General features: G+C 62.0%; 19 protein-coding genes. 8 read left to right on the forward strand and 11 right to left on the reverse strand.

The annotated features are described in order from the left end of the window. Positions 1-58: 58 nt before the first annotated feature. The 3 genes from H621_RS0105870 to H621_RS0105880 all read left to right on the forward strand — a co-directional run bounded on the left by H621_RS0105870 (position 59) and on the right by H621_RS0105880 (position 4,543). Positions 59-979: a hydrogen peroxide-inducible genes activator gene (locus H621_RS0105870; RefSeq protein ID WP_028942474.1), complete on the forward strand. Its 921-nt coding sequence runs from the start codon at positions 59-61 to the stop codon at positions 977-979. Positions 980-988: 9 nt separating this feature from the next. Continuing rightward, positions 989-3,064 carry an ATP-dependent DNA helicase RecG gene (recG, locus tag H621_RS0105875; RefSeq protein WP_028942475.1) on the forward strand — a complete coding sequence of 692 codons (2,076 nt, stop codon included), beginning with the start codon at positions 989-991 and terminating at the stop codon, positions 3,062-3,064. A gap of 78 nt (positions 3,065-3,142) precedes the next feature. Continuing rightward, complete coding sequence (locus H621_RS0105880; RefSeq protein WP_028942476.1) at positions 3,143-4,543, forward strand: aminoacyl-tRNA deacylase and HDOD domain-containing protein; 1,401 nt, start codon at positions 3,143-3,145, stop codon at positions 4,541-4,543. A gap of 22 nt (positions 4,544-4,565) precedes the next feature. Here the strand turns inward: H621_RS0105880 and H621_RS0105885 are convergent, their stop codons facing one another. The 4 genes from H621_RS0105885 to H621_RS0105900 form a co-directional block, all read right to left on the reverse strand. Then, positions 4,566-4,940 carry an SCP2 sterol-binding domain-containing protein gene (locus H621_RS0105885; protein WP_028942477.1) on the reverse strand — a complete coding sequence of 125 codons (375 nt, stop codon included), beginning with the start codon at positions 4,938-4,940 and terminating at the stop codon, positions 4,566-4,568. A gap of 179 nt (positions 4,941-5,119) precedes the next feature. Beyond that, positions 5,120-5,395 carry an HU family DNA-binding protein gene (locus H621_RS0105890; RefSeq protein WP_003213368.1) on the reverse strand — a complete coding sequence of 92 codons (276 nt, stop codon included), beginning with the start codon at positions 5,393-5,395 and terminating at the stop codon, positions 5,120-5,122. Positions 5,396-5,584: 189 nt separating this feature from the next. Next, positions 5,585-6,733 carry an NAD(P)/FAD-dependent oxidoreductase gene (locus H621_RS0105895; RefSeq protein WP_028942478.1) on the reverse strand — a complete coding sequence of 383 codons (1,149 nt, stop codon included), beginning with the start codon at positions 6,731-6,733 and terminating at the stop codon, positions 5,585-5,587. A 36-nt stretch (positions 6,734-6,769) separates the two neighbouring features. After that, a complete protein-coding gene (locus H621_RS0105900) occupies positions 6,770-6,937 on the reverse strand; it encodes a rubredoxin (RefSeq protein WP_028942479.1) in 168 nt (55 codons plus the stop codon). A gap of 166 nt (positions 6,938-7,103) precedes the next feature. On the opposite strand from H621_RS0105900, the gene H621_RS0105905 reads away from it, so the two are divergent. Both H621_RS0105905 and ubiA read left to right on the forward strand, forming a co-directional pair. Then, on the forward strand, positions 7,104-7,667 hold the full coding sequence (locus H621_RS0105905; protein WP_028942480.1) for a chorismate--pyruvate lyase family protein: 564 nt from the start codon (positions 7,104-7,106) through the stop codon (positions 7,665-7,667). Continuing rightward, entirely contained in the window at positions 7,667-8,557 is an 891-nt protein-coding gene (ubiA, locus tag H621_RS0105910; RefSeq protein WP_028942481.1) for a 4-hydroxybenzoate octaprenyltransferase, read from the forward strand. Before H621_RS0105905 ends, ubiA begins: the two co-directional genes overlap by 1 nt. Positions 8,558-8,591: 34 nt before the next feature. Here the strand turns inward: ubiA and H621_RS0105915 are convergent, their stop codons facing one another. After that, positions 8,592-8,963 carry a COG4315 family predicted lipoprotein gene (locus H621_RS0105915; protein ID WP_028942482.1) on the reverse strand — a complete coding sequence of 124 codons (372 nt, stop codon included), beginning with the start codon at positions 8,961-8,963 and terminating at the stop codon, positions 8,592-8,594. A 146-nt stretch (positions 8,964-9,109) separates the two neighbouring features. Here H621_RS0105915 and phoB point away from each other — a divergent pair, with 146 nt between their 5' ends. From phoB to H621_RS0105930, 3 genes are all read left to right on the forward strand, one after another. After that, positions 9,110-9,799, forward strand: coding sequence for a phosphate regulon transcriptional regulator PhoB (gene phoB / locus H621_RS0105920; RefSeq protein ID WP_028942483.1), 690 nt, complete (start codon positions 9,110-9,112; stop codon positions 9,797-9,799). Positions 9,800-9,877: 78 nt separating this feature from the next. Further along, complete coding sequence (phoR, locus tag H621_RS0105925; RefSeq protein ID WP_245219033.1) at positions 9,878-11,152, forward strand: phosphate regulon sensor histidine kinase PhoR; 1,275 nt, start codon at positions 9,878-9,880, stop codon at positions 11,150-11,152. A gap of 115 nt (positions 11,153-11,267) precedes the next feature. Next, a complete protein-coding gene (locus H621_RS0105930; RefSeq protein ID WP_028942485.1) occupies positions 11,268-12,608 on the forward strand; it encodes a hemolysin family protein in 1,341 nt (446 codons plus the stop codon). Positions 12,609-12,614: 6 nt separating this feature from the next. Here H621_RS0105930 and H621_RS0105935 read toward each other — a convergent pair whose 3' ends face one another. From H621_RS0105935 to H621_RS0105960, 6 genes are all read right to left on the reverse strand, one after another. Continuing rightward, positions 12,615-13,511, reverse strand: a complete 897-nt coding sequence (locus tag H621_RS0105935) for a peptidoglycan DD-metalloendopeptidase family protein (RefSeq protein WP_028942486.1) — start codon at positions 13,509-13,511, stop codon at positions 12,615-12,617. A gap of 153 nt (positions 13,512-13,664) precedes the next feature. Then, positions 13,665-14,555 (reverse strand): response regulator, encoded by an 891-nt coding sequence (locus tag H621_RS0105940; protein WP_028942487.1) that lies wholly within the window; start codon positions 14,553-14,555, stop codon positions 13,665-13,667. Between the two features lie 164 nt (positions 14,556-14,719). After that, positions 14,720-15,478: a phosphate signaling complex protein PhoU gene (gene phoU / locus H621_RS0105945; protein WP_028942488.1), complete on the reverse strand. Its 759-nt coding sequence runs from the start codon at positions 15,476-15,478 to the stop codon at positions 14,720-14,722. Positions 15,479-15,597: 119 nt separating this feature from the next. Then, entirely contained in the window at positions 15,598-16,431 is an 834-nt protein-coding gene (gene pstB, locus H621_RS0105950) for a phosphate ABC transporter ATP-binding protein PstB (protein WP_028942489.1), read from the reverse strand. Between the two features lie 97 nt (positions 16,432-16,528). Then, on the reverse strand, positions 16,529-18,199 hold the full coding sequence (gene pstA, locus H621_RS0105955) for a phosphate ABC transporter permease PstA (protein ID WP_028942490.1): 1,671 nt from the start codon (positions 18,197-18,199) through the stop codon (positions 16,529-16,531). A 17-nt stretch (positions 18,200-18,216) separates the two neighbouring features. Continuing rightward, positions 18,217-20,505: an ABC transporter permease subunit gene (locus tag H621_RS0105960; protein WP_028942491.1), complete on the reverse strand. Its 2,289-nt coding sequence runs from the start codon at positions 20,503-20,505 to the stop codon at positions 18,217-18,219. Positions 20,506-20,576 lie beyond the last annotated feature (71 nt).

Raw genomic sequence — 20,576 nt, forward strand, 5'->3', positions numbered from 1 at the left:
ACGTGCGTCTATCGAGTGCAGCCGCTATGCTGGGGCCGCAACTTCATGGACGCACGTTATGACCCTCACAGAATTGCGCTACATCGTCACCCTCGCCCAGGAACAGCACTTCGGCCATGCCGCCGAACGTTGCCATGTCAGCCAGCCGACCTTGTCGGTGGGTGTGAAAAAGCTTGAGGACGAGCTGGGTGTTCTGATTTTCGAGCGCAGCAAAAGCGCTGTACGCCTGACACCGGTTGGCGAAGGTATCGTCGCCCAGGCCCAGAAAGTACTCGAACAGGCCCAGGGCATCCGTGAGCTGGCCCAGGCCGGCAAGAACCAGCTTACCGCCCCCCTGAAAGTCGGCGCCATCTATACCGTTGGCCCCTACCTGTTCCCGCACCTGATTCCACAACTGCACCGGGTCGCCCCGCAGATGCCGTTGTACATCGAAGAGAACTTCACCCACATCCTGCGCGACAAGCTGCGCAACGGCGAGTTGGACGCGGTGATCATTGCCCTGCCGTTCAACGAAGCCGACGTACTGACCATGCCGCTGTACGACGAACCTTTCTATGTATTGATGCCCAGCGAGCACCCCTGGACCCAGAAGGAAACCATCGACGCCAGCCTGCTCAACGACAAGAGCCTGCTGCTGCTCGGCGAAGGCCACTGCTTCCGCGACCAGGTGCTCGAAGCCTGCCCGACCCTGGCCAAGGGTAGCGATGGCTCCAAGCACACCACGGTTGAATCCAGCTCCCTGGAAACCATCCGCCACATGGTCGCCTCGGGCCTGGGCGTATCGATCCTGCCGCTCTCTGCGGTACACAGTCACCACTATGCTCCCGGGGTCATCGAAGTGCGGCCGTTGAGCCCTCCCGCGCCGTTTCGTACCGTAGCCATTGCCTGGCGCGCCAGCTTCCCGCGGCCCAAGGCGATCGAGATCCTCGCCGACTCCATCCGCCTGTGCTCGGTGGCCAAGCCACCCGTGAGCCAGTAGGAAACCACCATGCCGGAGTTGTCCCAAGTTACAGTGACGGCCTTGAAGGGCGTCGGCGAGGCCATGGCCGAGAAGCTTGCCAAGGTTGGCCTGGAGAACCTTCAGGACGTGCTCTTCCACCTGCCGCTGCGCTACCAGGACCGCACCCGTGTGGTCCCCATCGGCGCGCTGCGTCCCGGCCAGGATGCGGTGATCGAAGGTGTGGTCAGTGGCACCGATGTGGTCATGGGCAAGCGTCGCAGCCTGCTGGTGCGCCTGGGTGACGGCACCGGTGTGCTGAGCCTGCGCTTCTACCATTTCAGCAATGCGCAGAAGGAAGGCCTCAAACGGGGCACCCACCTGCGCTGTTACGGCGAAGCGCGCCCGGGCGCCTCGGGCCTTGAGATCTACCACCCGGAGTACCGCGCCCTGACCGGTGACGAGCCTGCACCGGTGGAGCAGACCCTTACCCCGATCTACCCGACCACCGAAGGCCTGACCCAACAGCGCCTGCGCCAGCTTTGCCAGCAAAGCCTGGCCATGCTCGGCCCCCGCAGCCTGCCCGACTGGCTGCCACAGGAGCTGGCCCGGGATTACCAACTGGCGCCGCTGGACGATGCGATTCGGTACCTGCACCACCCGCCCGCCGATGCCGACGTCGACGAACTTGCCGAGGGCCAGCACTGGGCTCAGCACCGCCTGGCCTTTGAAGAGTTGCTGACCCATCAGCTGTCCCAGCAGCGCCTGCGCGAAAGCCTGCGTGCCCAGCGAGCGCCTGTACTACCCAAGGCAACCCGGCTGCCGCAGCAGTACCTGGCCAACCTCGGCTTCGCCCCCACGGGCGCCCAGCAGCGGGTCGGTAACGAAATCGCCTACGACCTCAGCCAACCTGAGCCGATGCTGCGCCTGGTCCAGGGTGACGTAGGCGCCGGCAAGACCGTGGTTGCCGCACTCGCGGCCCTGCAGGCCCTGGAGGCCGGTTATCAGGTCGCGCTGATGGCCCCCACCGAGATTCTTGCAGAACAGCACTTCGTGACCTTCAAGCGCTGGCTGGAGCCGCTTGGCATCGAAGTGGCCTGGCTGGCGGGCAAGCTCAAGGGCAAGGCCCGCGCCAGTGCCCTGGAGCAGATCGCCGGCGGTGCTCCAATGGTGGTCGGCACCCATGCCCTGTTCCAGGACGAGGTGAAGTTCAACAACCTGGCCTTGGCGATCATCGACGAACAGCACCGCTTTGGCGTGCAACAGCGCCTGGCACTGCGCCAGAAAGGCGTGGGCGGCCAGCTTTGCCCACATCAGTTGATCATGACCGCCACTCCTATTCCGCGCACCCTGGCCATGAGCGCCTATGCCGACCTGGACACCTCGATCCTCGACGAACTGCCCCCTGGTCGTACGCCAGTGAACACCGTCCTGGTCGCCGACAGCCGACGCTTCGAGGTGGTCGAGCGGGTTCGCGCCGCTTGCGCCGAAGGGCGCCAGGCGTACTGGGTATGCACCCTGATCGAAGAGTCCGAGGAGCTGACCTGCCAGGCCGCCGAAACCACCTTCGAGGAGCTCGGCAGCGCCTTGGGCGAACTGCGGGTCGGTCTGATCCACGGGCGCATGAAGCCTGCCGAAAAAGCCGCAGTCATGGCCGAGTTCAAGCAAGGCAATCTGCACTTGCTGGTAGCGACCACGGTCATTGAGGTTGGGGTCGACGTGCCCAACGCCAGCTTGATGATTATCGAGAACCCCGAGCGCCTGGGCCTGGCCCAGTTGCACCAGCTGCGTGGCCGGGTCGGTCGAGGCAGTGCGGCGAGCCATTGCGTGTTGCTCTATCATCCGCCATTGTCGCAGATTGGTCGTGAACGCCTGGGGATCATGCGTGAAACCAACGATGGTTTCATCATTGCCGAAAAAGACCTTGAACTGCGCGGCCCCGGTGAAATGCTCGGCACCCGCCAGACCGGCCTGCTGCAGTTCAAGGTCGCGGACCTGATGCGTGACGCCGACCTGCTTCCCGCCGTGCGCGATGCCGCCCAGGCCCTGCTTGCACGCTGGCCCGAGCATGTCAGCCCGCTGCTTGAGCGCTGGTTACGCCATGGCCAGCAATACGGACAAGTGTGACGCCTGCCCCAGAATGGATCCAGCTTGAGGCCCAAGCTGGTTATACTCTTGCGATTGTAAAATTTCTGGATACAGACCATGACTGAAGTTGCCCTGGACACCGCAACCCCCCACGCTCCGTCTGTTATCCGGCTGCTGCTCGACAAAATCGGCATCGCCTACCGCGAAGTGCTGGATCACTCGCAGCTGCTGTCCGAGCGCAAGGTCCAGGCCGTTTTGCTCGATGACGCAGTCGGCGCGCTGATGGTGCTGTTCCCGCAGAACCAGTTGCTCGACCTCAACCGCCTCGCCGAACTCACTGGCCGCAAGCTTGCCGCCGTGCCCCTGGAGCGCCTCAAACACATGCTCGACAAGCATGGCCTTAAGACGCTGCCGGGCATTCCCGCGTTGACCAGTTCGCCTTGCCTCTATGAAGAGAGCCTGCTCAAGCCCGAAAAGCTGCTGGTGCATTCCGGTGAAGCCGGCCTGCTGCTGGAGATCGAGCGCGATGACTTCAAGAAAATGCTCAGCAAAGCCAGCGCCGGCAATTTCGGTGAGCGCCTGAGCAGCATTCGTCCCAACCTCGATCGCCCTGCCGACGACCGCGAAGAAATCACCCAGGCAGTCCAGGCCTTCACTGCCCGGCGTATCCAACAGCGCCTGGAAAGCACGATCGAGATTCCACCCCTGGCAGAAACCGCGCAAAAGATCATCAAGCTGCGCGTCGACCCCAATGCGACCATCGACGACATTACCGGGGTGGTCGAGACCGACCCGGCGCTGGCTGCCCAGGTTGTCAGCTGGGCGGCGTCACCCTACTACGCTTCACCGGGCAAGATCCGCTCCGTCGAAGACGCCATCGTCCGCGTGCTGGGTTTTGATCTGGTCATCAACCTGGCGCTGGGCCTGGCACTGGGCAAAACCCTGAGCCTGCCCAAGGACCACCCGCAGGACACCACGCCATACTGGCAACAGTCGATCTACACCGCCGCCGTGATCGAGGGCCTGACCCGTGCCATCCCACGCGCGGAGCGCCCGGAAGCCGGCCTGACGTACCTGGCCGGCTTGCTGCACAACTTCGGCTACCTGCTGCTGGCGCACGTGTTCCCGCCGCATTTTTCACTGATCTGCCGCCACCTGGAGGTCAATCCGCACCTGTGCCACAGCTATGTCGAACAGCATTTGCTGGGGATCAGCCGCGAGCAGATCGGCGCCTGGTTGATGCGGTTCTGGGACATGCCCGAAGAGTTGGCCACCGCCCTGCGCTTTCAGCATGATCCGCAGTACGACGGTGACCATGCCGCGTTCCCCAACCTGGTGTGCCTGGCTATTCGCCTACTGCGCGTGCGAGGCATCGGCTCGGGGCCGGTCGAGCCTATTCCGGACGAGTTGCTGGACCGCCTGAACATCCCTCGCGAGAAAGCCGAGGATGTGGTCAACAAGGTACTTGAGGCCGAAGTGCTGTTGCGTGAACTGGCTTCGCAATTCAACCAGCACTGAGCAAACAGCCTGACCCCGAGGGTCAGGCTTTCTTTTTCGGTTTCAGGTACTTCATCAGGCCCTGGAACCAGATCACCAGCGCCGGATTGCCCTTGATCTGGATACTTTTGTCCTGAATCCCCTGCATGAAGGCCAGTTGCTTGTTTTTCGCCTGCAAGGTGGCAAAGCCGAATGCGGCATCCTTGAAGGCAATGGCGAAGGCCGGGGCAGCATGGGTGCCGGACTGGCTGCGAATACGCCCATCCTTGACAACAAAATGGCGTGCCACCTTGCCATCGAGGGTCTGCAGCTGGAACACCAGGTCCTTGTCAGCCAGTTGTTGCTGGAATGCCGGATTCTTGCGACTGGCCTTGGCCATCAGCAATCCCATGGCCCAAAGGAGAAAGCGAAACTTCATGCGCACGCCTCGACTAAAAAGTGACTGGCGGAGCAGTTTATAGTCTCGCTGCGAAAACACCATAGGTGACGAGTCTGTATCCGCGCGATCGCTGCATCGCTCTGTAGCGGCATGTTGCGCAAAAAAACGGGCACCGCGTCGGGTGCCCGTCTTTTACTGCGATCGATCTGTGTGAGGCATCACGGATTGACGCTGTCCTTCAGGGATTTACCTGGTTTGAAAGCCACGGTATTGCTGGCCTTGATCTTCACCGGCTCGCCGGTTTGCGGGTTCTTGCCGGTGCGGGCACCGCGATGGCGCTGCAGGAACGTACCGAAGCCGACCAGCGTTACGCTGTCCTTGCGATGCAAGGCGCCGGTGATTTCTTCGAGCACGGCGTTGAGTACGCGGTTGGCTTGCTCTTTGGTGAGATCGGCCTTTTCAGCAATGGCTGCGGCGAGTTCTGGTTTACGCATAGTGAAGCCTCTTTGACGGTTTTTTTGTTGTTATGCCGTGCTGCTCTTCAAGGAGCAGCGCCCAAGGCACCGCAGGCTCTAAACTGCGGCAGACGGCAGTGAGAATGGCACGCCGTCAGGGGTCGCGCCAGTCTCTGAGCGGCCATTGTTGGTGCAATAGCAGGGGGAATCCGACAGAACACCCGTCGTTTACGCCATTAGCGCCGGAAGTTGCCGATTTAGAGCCAGCTTCTCCATCACCGCAGCACCGGTCAGGGCATAGCCCAGCAAGTTGCCGTCTGCATCGCGGCAAAGCACCTTGAGGTCGAGGCCCTGGCCTTCAACCTGCCATTCACCTTCACGGCCAGGGGGCGGTGGCGAAACCACCAAGGGGCAGGCGGGCGTCTTGACCGTCACCGGCATCGGGCCATAGGCAACCGCTGTCGGGTTGCCGGCAAGGGTCTGGGCCAGGGCCCGGGCACAGCTCATCAGCGGCATGACATACAGCAGGTTGAGGCCGTCGACTTCGGCGCAGTCGCCCAAAGCGTAGATGTTGCCATGGGAGGTGCGCAGATGACGATCGACCACAACGCCACGATTGACCTGCAGGCCGGCTGCAGCAGCCAGGTCGATGCGTGGTCGCAGGCCAATGGCCGACACCACCAGGTCACAAGGAATGAGCGTACCGTCGGAGAGGTGCGCTTCCAGACCCTTGGCAGCCCGCTGCAGGCGCGTCAGCACCGGTCCCAGGTGGAAGCGTACACCAAGCCCCTCCAGGCCAGCCTGTACGGCTGCTGCAGCGGCAGGATGCAGCAACGTGGGCATGACCTGCTCGCACGGTGCCACCAGCTCTACCTCGAAGCCTCCCAGGCTCATGTCGTTGGCAAACTCACAGCCGATCAGGCCTGCTCCCAGAATCAGCACGCGTTGCTTGCCAGCGGCCGCAGCACGGAAGCGGGCGTAATCCTCGAGGTCGTTGATCGGGAAAACAGCCTCGCCCGCGTCACCTTCGATCGGCACCTGAACGGTTTGTGCGCCCCATGCCAGGATCAGATCGCGGTACGGCACCTGCTCTTCGCCGATCCACAGGCGCTTGTGGCCCGGGTCGATACCGCTGATTCGCGTATGAGTACGCACTTCCGCCTTGAGCTGTTCCGCCATGGCGCCGGGCTCTGCCATGCCCAGGCCGTCGGCATCCTTGTTCTTGGCAAAACCGGTGGAAAGCATCGGTTTGGAATACGAACGGCCATCATCGGCAGTGATCAGCAACAGCGGCGTTTCGCCGTCGAGCTTGCGAAATTCGCGGGCCAGGTTGTAGCCCGCCAGGCCTGTACCGACAATTACCACTGGAGCCGTCATACCGTGCTTCCCTTAACGTCTTGGGTTAAAAATTGATCAGCCGATTGCGATCATTTCAAAGTCCATCTTGCCGACGCCGCAGTCGGGGCACAGCCAGTCCGCAGGAACATCTTCCCAGCGGGTTCCCGGGGCAATACCGTCATCCGGCCACCCCTCGGCTTCGTCATAGATCAGGCCGCAAACAATACACTGCCACTTTTTCATCACACACTTCCTCAACAAACTCAGGCTTTGGAGTGGCCGCTCTGGGGAACGTTACGGTGGCGACCATCAAGGGGGGCTTTGTACTGGAGCCAGGTGCCAGCATGCAAGCCGGATCGGGCATTCATGCTAAGCTCGCGGTCTCTTTGGCCTGTTAATCCATACCATCGTGCCGTACGAAACATCGCAAGCGCCCGCTGCAGAATGGTTGCAGTACTCGCAGGTAGCAGACAGCGCAACGCCTGCCTTCCTTGACTGGTTGTTCGATGAAGGGTCCTTGACCCGTCGCCTGACCCAATTATCCGCCGATCACTTTTCCGTCACACCCCTTTGCGAAGGCTGGCAGCCGCTGCGTGATGACGAATGCCACGCGCTGGAGCTGGTGCCTGGCAGCGAAGGCTGGGTACGCGAGGTATACCTGCGTGGTCATGGCCAGGCCTGGGTCTTCGCCCGCAGCGTGGCAGCCCGCAGTGCCCTGGAAAGCGGTGGTCTGGACATGGAAGCACTGGGCAGTCGCTCACTGGGCGAGCTGTTGTTCTGCGACCAGGCCTTTACCCGCCGGGCCATCGAAGTCTGTCATTACCCCAAGGCCTGGCTGCCTGTCACAGATGCCAACAATACGCTGTGGGGACGCCGCTCGCGCTTTGATCGCGCCGGGCTAAGTGTGCTGGTTGCCGAAGTCTTCCTGCCCGCGCTATGGCAGGCCGCTGATATTTCCGGGGAGATCCGCTGATGTACCTGCAGCTGCTCAAGTCGCTCAATCGCCTGCATCCACGGGCCTGGGACTTCATCCAGCTGAGCCGCATGGACCGGCCGATCGGCATCTACCTGCTGCTGTGGCCAACCCTCTCGGCCGTATGGATCGCCGCCAAGGGTGCGCCGACCCTGGCCAACGTGGTGATCTTCACCCTCGGTGTGGTGCTGATGCGGGCGGCAGGCTGTGCCATCAACGATTTCGCCGACCGCAAGGTCGATGGCCATGTCAAACGCACCGCCGACCGCCCCCTGGCTGCCGGCCGGATCAATGCCCGCGAGGCCCTGGTGCTGTTCGCGATCCTGGTGGGGGTGAGCTTCCTGCTGGTGCTATGCACCAACGCCACGACCGTCTGGCTGTCATTCGGCGCCGTGGCGCTGGCAGCCTGCTATCCGTTCATGAAGCGCTACACCTACTACCCGCAGGTGGTGCTCGGGGCTGCCTATTCGTGGGGCATTCCCATGGCCTTCACGGCGGCCAACGGCGAGCTGCCGGCCATTGCCTGGCTGCTGTACATCGCCAACGTGCTGTGGACCGTGGGTTACGACACCTACTACGCCATGGTCGACCGCGACGACGACCTGAAGATCGGCGTCAAATCGACGGCGATCCTCTTCGGCGAAGCCGACCGGATCATCATTCTGACCTTGCAGGTACTGTCGCTGGGCTGCTTGCTGCTTGCCGGCAGCCGCTTCGAACTGGGCGGCTGGTTCCACCTGGGGCTGGTGGCGGCGTTGATCTGTTTTGTGTGGGAGTATCGGTCGACCCGCAACCTGGATCGCGAATCCTGCTTCAAGGCTTTCCTGCACAACCACTGGGCCGGGCTGCTGATCTTCCTCAGCATCGTCGTCGACTACAGCCTGCGCTGACGGCTATCGGGCCGCCAGCGCAAGGTCGGCCCGACTACTTGATCACGTGCCACACATCCTTCATGCCGTCACCGGTCATGTCACCGGCCTTTTTGTCCTTGATGAAGGTGTACACAGGCTTGCCCTTGTAAGCCCATTGCATTGAACCGTCATCGCGCTTGATCTGGGTCCAGCCCTCTTCAGCCATGTCGCCGGCCTTGACCGTCAGCGGCGGCCAGTTCTTGGCGCACTCGTCGTTGCACATGGATTTACCGCCCGAGTCCTTGTCGAAGGTGTAGAGCGTCATCCCGGCATGGTCGACCATCACACCGTCTTTCATCATGGCATGATGGGCCGACGCTATCCCTGGCAACGCCAGTGCCACCGCAGTAAAAAGCGCCATCCAGTTCAGCGTATGTCGTGTCATTGGATCCACCATGATTCTCGGGAGAGGGAATTTAAGCCTAGTCCAGTAACAGAATGTTGCTGCAACAGCCCACGACCTGTCACACGACTGCAATAATTCCGTTATCTAATGCGGGCCAAGACACCTGAATGGGAAGAGGTTAAAACATGGTTGGCAGGAACATTCTGATCGTTGACGACGAAGCGCCGATTCGCGAGATGATCGCCGTTGCATTGGAAATGGCCGGCTATGACTGCCTGGAAGCGGAAAACTCCCAGCAAGCCCACGCCATCATCGTCGACCGCAAGCCCGACCTGATCCTGCTCGACTGGATGCTGCCGGGCACTTCAGGCATCGAGCTGGCGCGGCGCCTGAAGCGCGACGAGCTGACCGGCGACATCCCGATCATCATGCTCACCGCCAAGGGTGAGGAAGACAACAAGATCCAAGGCCTTGAAGTCGGGGCCGATGACTACATCACCAAGCCGTTCTCGCCACGCGAACTGGTAGCCCGCCTAAAGGCCGTGCTGCGTCGCGCCGGCCCGAGCGACGGTGAAGCCCCGATCGAAGTCGGTGGCCTGTTGCTCGATCCGATCAGCCACCGCGTGACCATTGATGGCAAGCCAGCCGAAATGGGCCCGACCGAATACCGCCTGTTGCAGTTCTTCATGACCCACCAGGAGCGTGCCTACACCCGGGGCCAGTTGCTTGACCAGGTGTGGGGCGGCAATGTCTATGTCGAGGAGCGCACGGTCGACGTGCACATCCGCCGCTTGCGCAAGGCCTTGGGTGAGGCGTACGAAAATCTGGTACAAACCGTCCGAGGCACCGGCTACCGCTTCTCCACCAAGAGCTGAGCCGTTTTTCACGCCAACGCTTTGCAAAGGACGCGTCGTTAATTGAACCAGAATTGGCATGGCACCCTGATTCGCCACATGCTGCTGTTGATCACTGCCTGCCTGCTGGTGGGCCTGATCAGCGGCTATTACGGCTGGAGCCTGGCGGTGGGCCTGGCAATTTACCTGGGCTGGACTCTCAAGCAACTGCTGCGCCTGCACGAGTGGCTGCGCCAGCACAAACCCGATGAAGCGCCTCCCGACGGTTATGGCCTGTGGGGCGAGGTGTTCGACAGCATCTATCACCTGCAACGCCGCGATCAACGCGTGCGTGGCCGCCTGCAGGCGGTGATCGACCGGGTCCAGGAGTCCACCGCCGCCCTCAAGGACGCGGTGATCATGCTCGACAGCGACGGCAACCTGGAATGGTGGAACCGCGCCGCCGAAACCCTCCTCGGCCTCAAGACGCCCCAGGACAGCGGCCAGCCGGTCACCAACCTAGTACGCCATCCACGCTTCAAGGAGTACTTCGAGCAGGAGAATTACCTCGAGCCGCTGGAAATCCCTTCGCCGATCAACGACCGCCTGCGCGTACAACTGCACATCACCCGCTACGGCAACAACGAGCACCTGATGCTGGTTCGCGACGTCACCCGCATTCATCAGCTCGAGCAGATGCGCAAGGACTTCGTCGCCAACGTCTCCCATGAACTGCGCACGCCATTGACGGTGATCGCCGGCTACCTGGAAACCCTGCTCGACAACGTCGAAGAGGTGAACCCGCGCTGGGTCCGGGCGTTGCAGCAAATGCAGCAGCAAGGCGGCCGCATGCAGACCCTGCTCAACGACCTGTTGCTGCTGGCCAAACTGGAAGCCACCGATTACCCCTCCGACAACCAGCCTGTGGCCGTCGATGCACTGCTGCAGTCGATCAAGGGTGATGCCCAGGCCCTTTCCGGCCAGCGCAACCAGCGCATCACCCTGGAAGCGACCCCCGGCATTCGCCTCAAAGGCAGCGAGGCCGAGTTGCGAAGCGCCTTCTCCAACCTGGTGTTCAATGCGGTCAAGTACACCCAGGATGGAGGCCAGATCCGCATTCGCTGGTGGGCCGACGAACAGGGCGCGCACCTGAGCGTGCAGGACTCCGGTATCGGTATCGACGCCAAACACCTGTCTCGCCTGACCGAGCGTTTCTACCGGGTAGACTCCAGCCGTGCCTCCAACACCGGCGGCACCGGGCTGGGACTGGCGATCGTCAAGCATGTGTTGCTCCGCCACCGGGCGCGCCTGGAGATCAGCAGCGTGCCAGGCCATGGCAGCACCTTCACCTGCCATTTCGCGCCCATCCAGATCGCCTCGCGCATGGCCTCCTGAAGCCGCGCCCCTAGGCAATCGCGCCCTCAGCCGCTACATTGGCGGACCGGTGCCAGCGCATGCTGGCACTCTACTTCTCTCTTTTTTCAGATGACGGACCCCGTAAAACCCCATCATGGACCCTTCCCCTGGTATTAGCCTCGCCTCTCTGTTCGCCGATTTCGGCATGATTCTTTTTGCTCTGCTGCTGGTTCTGCTCAACGGCTTTTTCGTTGCCGCCGAGTTCGCCATGGTCAAATTGCGCTCGACCAAAGTCGAGTCGATTGCCGTGCAGCATGGCTGGCGCGGGCAAATCCTGCGCACCGTACACAACCAGCTGGACGCCTACCTGTCGGCCTGCCAGTTGGGTATCACCCTCGCCTCCCTGGGCCTGGGCTGGGTCGGTGAGCCGGCCTTCGCACATCTGCTCGAGCCGCTGCTGGCCGCCGTGGGCGTCCAGTCACCGGAAGTCATCAAGGCCGTGTCGTTCTTCAGCGCCTTCTTCGTGATTTCCTACCTGCACATCGTGGTCGGCGAACTGGCACCCAAATCCTGGGCCATCCGCAAACCCGAGTTGCTGTCGCTGTGGACGGCGGTGCCGCTGTACCTGTTCTACTGGCTGATGTACCCGGCCATCTACCTGCTCAACGCCAGCGCCAACGCCATCTTGCGAATCGCCGGCCAGGGCGAACCCGGTCCACACCACGAGCACCACTACAGCCGCGACGAACTGAAACTCATCCTGCACTCCAGCCGCGGCCAGGACCCTAGCGACCAGGGCATGCGCGTGCTGGCCTCGGCAGTGGAAATGGGCGAACTGGAAGTGGTCGATTGGGCCAACTCCCGCGAGGACATGGTCTGCCTGGACGCCAATGCGCCGCTGAAGGAGATCCTCGCGATGTTCCGTCGGCACAAGTTCAGTCGCTACCCGGTACTGGATGCCGAGCGCGGTGAGTTCCTCGGCCTGCTGCACATCAAGGACCTGCTGCTGGAGCTGGCGGACCTGGACCACATCCCCGAGTCGTTCAACCTGGCCGAACTGACCCGCCCTCTGGAGCGCGTGTCGCGCCATATGCCGCTGTCGCACTTGCTGGAGCAGTTCCGCAAGGGCGGCGCGCACTTCGCCCTGGTCGAAGAAGCCGACGGCAAGGTGATCGGCTACCTGACCATGGAAGACGTGCTGGAAGTGCTGGTGGGCGACATTCAGGACGAACACCGCAAGGCCGAGCGCGGCATCCTCGCCTACCAGCCGGGCAAATTGCTGGTGCGTGGCGATACGCCGCTGTTCAAGGTCGAGCGCCTGCTGGGGGTGGATCTGGACCACATCGAGGCGGAAACCCTCGCAGGCCTGGTCTACGAGACCCTCAAGCGGGTTCCGGAAGAAGAAGAGGTACTGGAAGTCGAAGGCCTGCGCATCATCATCAAGAAGATGAAGGGCCCGAAAATCGTCCTGGCCAAGGTGCTCAAGCTCGACTGAGCCGCCTTAAGGGTTGCCGGCGGTGAAGTTCGGCAACCCACCGACCGGCTGGTTGAACTGGTAGGGGATCGACTCCAGGGCCAGCCCGACGTTGCGCTGCACCACAAAATGCAGGTGCGGGCCGGTGCTGTTGCCAGTATTGCCGGACTTGGCCAACGCCGTACCGTACGCCACCCGTTGCCCCTCACTCACCACCACCGAACCGCGCATCAGGTGCAGGTACACGCCCATGGTGCCGTCGTCATGAAGGATCCGCACAAAATTCCCCGCCGGGTTCGTCCCGCGTCCGCTCTGGTTGTTCTCGGTCTTGATCACCACCCCGGCCCTTGCGGCAATGATCGGCGTGCCTTCGGGCATGGCGATGTCCATGGCGTAACGCCCCTTTGGTCCAAAATGGCTATAGCGTCCATTGGCGCCTTGCGTCAGCCGGAACGGCCCACCGCGCCACGGCAACGGGTAACGGAATGCCTGCTGGCGCTGGGCGGGGTTGCCCAGGGCATACTTGAACTTCTCCTGATAGCCCACCGGCTTGCCCGGCAGGCGCGCACTGAGCACCGTCAGCGGCACTGTGGTGCGGGGCGGCAGCACCCGCCGGACAATCCGTGATGCACCGCCCTGGACGTTGCTCAAGCGCTCCAGGCGCAGTTCTACCTCGACCGGGGCATAGGTGTCATTGCGCGCAGTGAAACGCACACCACCCACAAACTGGCTGGCCTGCAGATGAACCTGACGCTCCAGCTGCTCAACCATCCGATCACGAAAAACAAACGGTCTGCCGCCGGGCATGGGGCTGTCGGAATAGGAGACCACGCCGAACGGATCGGTGTGTTTGTAGAGGGTCATGGCCAACGCCGGGCCGCAAGCCGCGAGCAAGGCGCAGAACAGCAAAGTGCGTACGGGCATCGGTAGTGGCTTTTTGACAGTTGGTGATCTGTCGAAGCCTAGCAGCAGATTTTCGCGTGGGCCTGGCGGGGGTGTTTCGGCGTTGTACCAGGGGACGAATGGTAATGCTGATCGCGGGCCAAGCCCACTCCCACGGAGCGGGCTTGGCCGTGATCAGGCACCCGGCACGAAGTGCTTCTGCGCCGTACCCCGGGCAATCAGCCGCGAGAGGTAGTCGAGCTTCTGGGCATCCTGGTCGACGAATTTGAAGGTCAGTTGCAGCCAATCGCTGTCAGGCTTGGGCTCCAGCGCCGCGACGGCGTGCAGGTAGCCGTTGAGCCGGGCCACTTCAGCGTTCTCGCCCTGCTCGAGGTCGAGCACGGCGCCTTCAAGTACTTGTGGCAGGGTCTCGCCTCGACGCACCACCAATAGCGCTTCCTTGAGGCTCAGGGCCTTGATCACGCACGGCTGTACGCCGCCTGGCAGGCGCAACTGGCCCTGGCCACGGCCAGCGGGCGCAACGGGCCTGGGCGCATCGATCAAGGGCTTGGCAGCTGCCGCAGGTGCCGCTGCTGGCGTGGGTTTGACCGCTTCGGCGCGCCCTCCCGTCAAGGCATTGAGCGAGTCATTGGCAAAGGCCGAACCGGCCCGGGTCGGCGCGCTGGCCATCAGGGCGTCCAGCTTGCCCACCTTGGTCAGGGCCTTTTTCACTTTGCTCAGCAGTTGTTCGTTGGTGAAGGGCTTGCCGACAAAGTCTGAAACACCGGCCTGGATTGCCTGCACCACATTTTCCTTGTCGCCACGGCTGGTCACCATGATGAATGGCATGGCCTTCATCGCGTCTTGCTCGCGGCACCAGGTCAGCAGTTCAAGGCCCGACATTTCCGGCATTTCCCAGTCGCACAGCACCAGGTCAAAAGCCTGGCGCGACAGCAGGGTCTGCGCCTTGCGGCCATTGATGGCATCTTCGATGACCACGCCCGGAAAATGGTTGCGCAGGCACTTTTTCACCAGGTCGCGAATGAACGGCGCATCATCGACCACCAACACACTGACTTTACTCATCGCCACTCCTATCGCATCCCGACCAGCATAACGCTGACTAATGGCCATTTGCCAAACATTGGCGTGCACCGGGACGCGTGATTCCGTTCGCGGCTGCCTTTGAAGTACTCACCCCACAAACGAAAACGCCCGGCCAGGGCCGGGCGTTCTTGTACGGGGCAGTCTTACTTATCGTCAGCTTCGGCCGGAACATTAGCCTTTTCACTGCCGCCCTCGACCTCTTCTTTCATGCGTTTGAGGCCCAGGTGACGCACGTCGGTACCGCGTACCAGGTAGATCACCAACTCCGAAATATTGCGCGCGTGGTCGCCGATACGTTCCAGCGAACGCAAGGCCCAGATGACGCTCAGCACCCGAGAGATCGAACGCGGGTCTTCCATCATGTAGGTGACCAGCTCACGCAGGGCGGTCTTGTATTCGCGGTCGATGGTCTTGTCGTACTGGGCCACCGACAGCGCCAGGTCGGCGTCGAAACGGGCGAATGCATCCAGGGCATCGCGGACCATGTTGCGCACCTGATCGCCGATATGACGCACTTCGACGTAGCCACGCGGCGACTCACCTTCTTCGCACAGCTGGATGGCACGGCGAGCGATCTTGGTCGACTCGTCACCGATGCGCTCAAGGTCGATCACCGACTTGGAGATGCTGATGATCAGACGCAGGTCGGAGGCGGCCGGTTGACGACGGGCCAGAATGCGCACGCATTCTTCGTCGATGTTGCGCTCCATCTGGTTGATCTGGTCGTCGACTTCACGCACCTGCTGGGCCAGGCCCGAGTCGGCATCGATCAGTGCGGTGACCGCGTCATTGACCTGTTTCTCGACCAGGCCGCCCATCGCCAGAAGGTGGCTGCGAACCTCCTCGAGCTCGGCGTTGAACTGCTGGGAGATGTGGTGGGTAAGGCTGTCTTTATCAATCATCTTTCGCTCCGCGAAAAAGCCGCTGGCTTCAAGCCGCAAGCTTCAAGTCATACGTGTTATGCCAGGCACCGCCGTCTTCTTGCCGCGTGTAGCGTGCAGCGTGAAGCTGTCGCTCGGCCCTAGCCGTAGCGACCGGTAATGTAGTCTTCGGTCTGCTTCTTCGCCGGGTTGGTGAACAGGGTGTCGGTATCACCAAACTCGACCAGTTTGCCCATGTACATGAACGCGGTGTAGTCCGAAACCCGGGCCGCTTGCTGCATGTTGTGGGTAACGATGACGATGGTGTACTTGGACTTGAGCTCGTAGATCAACTCTTCGACCTTCAGGGTCGAGATCGGGTCCAGTGCCGAGCACGGCTCGTCGAGCAGCAGGACTTCCGGCTCCACGGCGATGGTACGGGCAATCACCAGACGCTGCTGCTGACCACCGGACAGGCCCAGTGCCGACTCGTGCAGGCGGTCCTTGACCTCATCCCACAGTGCCGCGCCCTTGAGCGCCCACTCAACGGCTTCGTCGAGCACGCGCTTCTTGTTGATGCCCTGGATACGCAAGCCATACACCACGTTCTCGTAGATTGTCTTGGGGAACGGGTTGGGCTTCTGGAACACCATGCCAACGCGGCGACGCAGCTCGGCCACATCTTCGCCCTTGCGGTAGATGTTGTTGCCGTACAGGTTGATCGCGCCGTCTACACGGCAACCGTCAACCAGGTCGTTCATACGGTTGAAGGTACGCAGCAAGGTCGACTTGCCGCAGCCGGACGGGCCGATGAAGGCAGTCACGCGCTGCTTGGGGATGTTCATGCTGACGTCGAACAGGGCTTGCTTGTCGCCGTAGTACAGGCTCAGGCCAGGCACTTCGATGGCAACGGTTTCTTCAGCCAGACGCAGGCTCTGCTTGTCGCGGCCCAGGGCCGACATGTCGATACCGTGGGCGTGGGATTCATGTTGCATGATTTCACTCCGTTTGTAGCTGCAGGCTTCAAGCCGCACGCTGCAAGTGTGTGCAAAAGCGGCGTCCAGCTTGCCGCTTGTGGCGAATAACGTTCAGTCAGCTGTCCAGCGCCTTGTACTTCTCGCGCAGGTGGTTACGCATCCATACCGCCGACAGGTTCAAGGTGGCGATCACCAGTACCAGCAGCAATGCGGTGGCGTACACCAGCGGCCGCGCAGCCTCTACGTTGGGGCTCTGGAAGCCGACGTCGTAGATGTGGAAGCCCAGGTGCATGATCTTCTGGTCCAGGTGCAGGTACGGGTAGTTGCCGTCAACCGGCAGCGACGGCGCCAGTTTCACCACACCCACCAGCATCAGCGGCGCCACTTCACCGGCGGCGCGGGCCACGGCGAGGATCATGCCGGTCATCATGGCCGGACTGGCCATCGGCAGCACGATCTTCCACAAGGTCTCGGCCTTGGTTGCGCCCAGTGCCAGCGAGCCTTCCCGGACAGTGCGTGGAATACGTGCCAGGCCCTCTTCGGTAGCCACGATCACTACCGGTACCGCCAGCAGTGCCAGGGTCAACGAAGCCCAGAGCAGGCCGGGAGTACCCAGGGTTGGCGCGGGCAATGCCTCGGGGAAGAACAAGCGGTCGAGCGAGCCACCCAGTACATAGACGAAGAAGCCCAGGCCGAATACGCCGTAGACGATCGCCGGAACACCGGCGAGGTTGTTCACCGCGATACGGATCAGGCGGGTCACCGGGCCCTGGCGTGCATATTCACGCAGGTACACCGCCGCCAGTACGCCGAACGGGGTGACGATCACGGCCATGATCAGGGTCATCATCACCGTACCGAAGATGGCCGGGAAGATACCACCTTCAGTGTTCGCCTCACGCGGATCGTCGCTCAGGAACTCCCAGACCTTGGCGAAGTACACGCCCAGCTTGGTGAAAGTACCCATGGCGTTCGGCTGGTAGGCGTGGACCACCTTGCTCAGGTTGATCTCCACTTCACGGCCATTGCCGTCCTTGGCCACCAGGCTGTCACGCCCGAAGTCCTGATGCAGGCTGCCCAGGCGTTCTTCGATGGCCTTGTAGCGGTTGTTCAGCTCGGCGCGCTCAGCTTCGATGTCGGCCTGGGCGGCCGCATCCAGCTTGCCATTGAGTTCCAGCTTGCGGGTCTGCAGGCGCAGGCGCTCGAGGCCATAGTTGATGGCACCGATGTCTTTCTTCTCGAGCTTCTGCAGCTCACCGGCGAGCTTGTCGGCACGCTTGAGGCGCGCCTGCAGCTCGGCCCAGGCGGCATTGCCTTCGGCGACGACCTTGCCATCTTCCTTGACGCTGACCAGGCGGCCGTAGAAGTTGCCCCACTCGCGACGCTCCAGAGCGATCAGGTCGACCGGCGTCTGCTGCTCGGTCAGCCATTCGCCGACCACCCAGGTGAAGTCGCTGCCGTTCAAGTCACGGTTACCGACCTTGATCAGCTCACGGGTCATGAACTCCGGGCCTTCATCAGGCACCGGCAAGCCGGCCCCCTTGAGACGCACACGCGGTACTTCTTCCTTCTGTACCACCTCGCCGACCACTACGTGGCTGGCTTGCCCTGGCACGGTGTAGTTGGCCTGAACCAAATCGGCCGGCCAGAAGTGGCTCAGGCCACGCACAGCGATCACAGAGAGCAGACCAATGGTCATGATCACCGCGATGGCGACCGCGCCACCGCTGATCCAGACGCCAGGGGCGCCGCTCTTGAACCAGCTTTTGAGGGAATCCTTTTTCACGGATCTCTACCTTTCTATCAAAGCGACGAGTATTTCTTGCGCAGACGCTGGCGAATCAGCTCGGCCAAGGTGTTCATCACGAAGGTGAACATCAGCAGCACCAACGCGGCGAGGAACAGCACGCGGTAATGACTGCCACCGACTTCCGACTCCGGCATCTCCACGGCAACGTTGGCTGCCAGGGTGCGCATACCTTCAAACAGGTTCAGCTCCATGACCGGGGTGTTACCGGTGGCCATCAGCACGATCATGGTTTCGCCCACCGCACGGCCCATACCGATCATCAGCGCCGAGAAGATACCCGGGCTGGCGGTCAGGATGACCACGCGGGTCAGCGTCTGCCATGGGGTCGCGCCCAGTGCCAGGGAGCCCAGGGTCAGGCTGCGCGGTACGCTGAACACGGCGTCTTCGGCAATCGAGTAGATGTTCGGGATGACTGCGAAGCCCATCGCGATACCGACTACCAGGGCGTTGCGCTGGTCGTAGGTGATGCCCAGGTCATTGGTGATCCACAGGCGCATGTCACCGCCGAAGAACCAGGTTTCAAGGAACGGGCTCATGTACAGGGCGAACCAGCCGGTGAACAGGATCACCGGAATCAGGATGGCCGCTTCCCAGCCATCGGGCACCCGCAGGCGCAGCGACTCGGGCAGGCGGCTCCAGGTGAAGCCGGCGACCAGGATGCCGATCGGCATCAGCAGGAACAGGCTGAACACACCCGGCAAGTGCCCTTCCAGGTACGGTGCCAGGAACAGACCGGCGAAGAAGCCGAGGATGACCGTTGGCATCGCTTCCATCAGCTCGATCACCGGCTTGACCTTGCGGCGCATGCCCGGGGCCATGAAGTAGGCGGTGTAGATGGCCGCGGCAATGGCCAGCGGCGCGGCAAGGATCATCGCGTAGAACGCGGCCTTCAGGGTGCCGAAGGTCAGCGGCGAAAGGCTGAGCTTGGGCTCGAAGTCGGTGTTCGAGGCGGTCGACTGCCAGACGTATTTAGGCTCGTCGTAGTTCTCGTACCAGACCTTGCTCCACAGCGCGCTCCAGGACACTTCCGGGTGCGGGTTCTTCAGGGTCAGTGGCAGCAGCTTGCCGCCCTCTTCGATGATGATGCGGTTGGCACGTGGCGACAGCGCCAGCACGCCTGCACCTTCCGCAACCGGCTCGACCAGCAAGGTACGGTGGGCGGTGCTGTGGAACACGCCGAGCTCGCCGGCAGCATCCAGGGCAATGAAGCCTTTGCGACGCTCTTCGGCATCGATCTGCACGATGGGCGCCTTGCCCATCTGGAAGTCGCGGATGCGCTTGAAGCGCTGCTCGCCGTCCGGGTCACGGGCCATGAACCATTGGGCCAGGCCACCTTTGGAATCACCGATGATCAGCGAGATACCACCGACCAGCTGGGCACTTGCGGTAACTTCGGCATCGCCGTTGTCGAGCAATTTGTAGCGACCGTTGAGGCTTTTTTCGCGCAGGCTGAAGACATCCGCCTGGGCCCGGCCATTGATGACGTACAACCACTGCTGGCGCGGATCGATGAAGATCGACTTCACCGACTCGGTCATCTGCGGCAGATCGATACGGCTCTGCTCGCTGGTGACCTCACCGGTCATCATGTTCTCCTCGCGGGTCAGCGAGACCACCTGCAGGTGTGCGCCGGTAGAGCCGGCTACCACCAAGGTGTCGCCATTCACGTTGAGGCTGACATGCTCCAGGGCACGGCCCTGCTCATCGAGCACGAAGGGCTCCTGGCCATAGGGGTAATCAATGCCAGGGCTGATGGTCTTCTTGTTGTCCGGGTAGGTGATCTTGTAGCTGTGGCTAAACGCCAGCGCCTGGCCGTTGGACAGCCCCAATACCACCAGTGGATTGCCCGGCTGGTCATTACCGATCGAGGTCACCTGGGTGCCGGCCGGCACTGGCAGGTCGACGCGCTTGAGTTCGGCACCGGTCTTGGTGTCGAAGAACAATGCCTGGCCCTTGTCGGACACACGCATGCCCACGAGGTTCTGCTCTTCCAGGGCAATCATCAGCGGCTTGCCGGCGTCCTGGCTCAGCCAGGTCGGTTCCAGCGCCTTCTTGCTGGTCAGGGTAGCGCCCTGGAACAGCGGCACGACCACGTAGGCCAGGTAGAAGAAAATCAAGGTGATCGCCGCCAGCACGGCAAGCCCGCCCACCAGTACATACCAGCGGGTCAGGCGATCCTTGAGCGCACGCAGGCGACGCTTGCGTTGCAGTTCGGGCGTATTGAAATCAATCCGCACGGGGGGAGAATTTTGGGTCATGGTGGAGTTGGCCAGATCATTCATGCGCACACCCTAGCGGTCCCGTATTACAAAAACATGACAATGAAGTGACGCAAAAAAGCCCGCCGCTCAGT

This window comes from Pseudomonas vranovensis DSM 16006 (assembly GCF_000425805.1).
In the GTDB taxonomy this organism is placed as follows: Bacteria; Pseudomonadota; Gammaproteobacteria; order Pseudomonadales; family Pseudomonadaceae; genus Aquipseudomonas; species Aquipseudomonas vranovensis.

Coding starts and splice junctions, on each gene's coding strand:
- ubiA (WP_028942481.1), top strand. CDS start 7,667: ATGTACCTGCAGCTGCTCAAGTCGCTCAATCGCCTGCATCCACGGGCC.
- H621_RS0105880 (WP_028942476.1), top strand. CDS start 3,143: ATGACTGAAGTTGCCCTGGACACCGCAACCCCCCACGCTCCGTCTGTT.
- H621_RS0105960 (WP_028942491.1), bottom strand. CDS start 20,505: ATGAATGATCTGGCCAACTCCACCATGACCCAAAATTCTCCCCCCGTG.
- H621_RS0105915 (WP_028942482.1), bottom strand. CDS start 8,963: ATGACACGACATACGCTGAACTGGATGGCGCTTTTTACTGCGGTGGCA.
- H621_RS0105895 (WP_028942478.1), bottom strand. CDS start 6,733: ATGACGGCTCCAGTGGTAATTGTCGGTACAGGCCTGGCGGGCTACAAC.
- H621_RS0105890 (WP_003213368.1), bottom strand. CDS start 5,395: ATGCGTAAACCAGAACTCGCCGCAGCCATTGCTGAAAAGGCCGATCTC.
- phoB (WP_028942483.1), top strand. CDS start 9,110: ATGGTTGGCAGGAACATTCTGATCGTTGACGACGAAGCGCCGATTCGC.
- phoU (WP_028942488.1), bottom strand. CDS start 15,478: ATGATTGATAAAGACAGCCTTACCCACCACATCTCCCAGCAGTTCAAC.
- recG (WP_028942475.1), top strand. CDS start 989: ATGCCGGAGTTGTCCCAAGTTACAGTGACGGCCTTGAAGGGCGTCGGC.
- pstB (WP_028942489.1), bottom strand. CDS start 16,431: ATGCAACATGAATCCCACGCCCACGGTATCGACATGTCGGCCCTGGGC.
- H621_RS0105885 (WP_028942477.1), bottom strand. CDS start 4,940: ATGAAGTTTCGCTTTCTCCTTTGGGCCATGGGATTGCTGATGGCCAAG.
- H621_RS0105870 (WP_028942474.1), top strand. CDS start 59: ATGACCCTCACAGAATTGCGCTACATCGTCACCCTCGCCCAGGAACAG.
- phoR (WP_245219033.1), top strand. CDS start 9,878: ATGCTGCTGTTGATCACTGCCTGCCTGCTGGTGGGCCTGATCAGCGGC.
- H621_RS0105900 (WP_028942479.1), bottom strand. CDS start 6,937: ATGAAAAAGTGGCAGTGTATTGTTTGCGGCCTGATCTATGACGAAGCC.
- H621_RS0105935 (WP_028942486.1), bottom strand. CDS start 13,511: ATGCCCGTACGCACTTTGCTGTTCTGCGCCTTGCTCGCGGCTTGCGGC.
- H621_RS0105930 (WP_028942485.1), top strand. CDS start 11,268: ATGGACCCTTCCCCTGGTATTAGCCTCGCCTCTCTGTTCGCCGATTTC.
- H621_RS0105940 (WP_028942487.1), bottom strand. CDS start 14,555: ATGAGTAAAGTCAGTGTGTTGGTGGTCGATGATGCGCCGTTCATTCGC.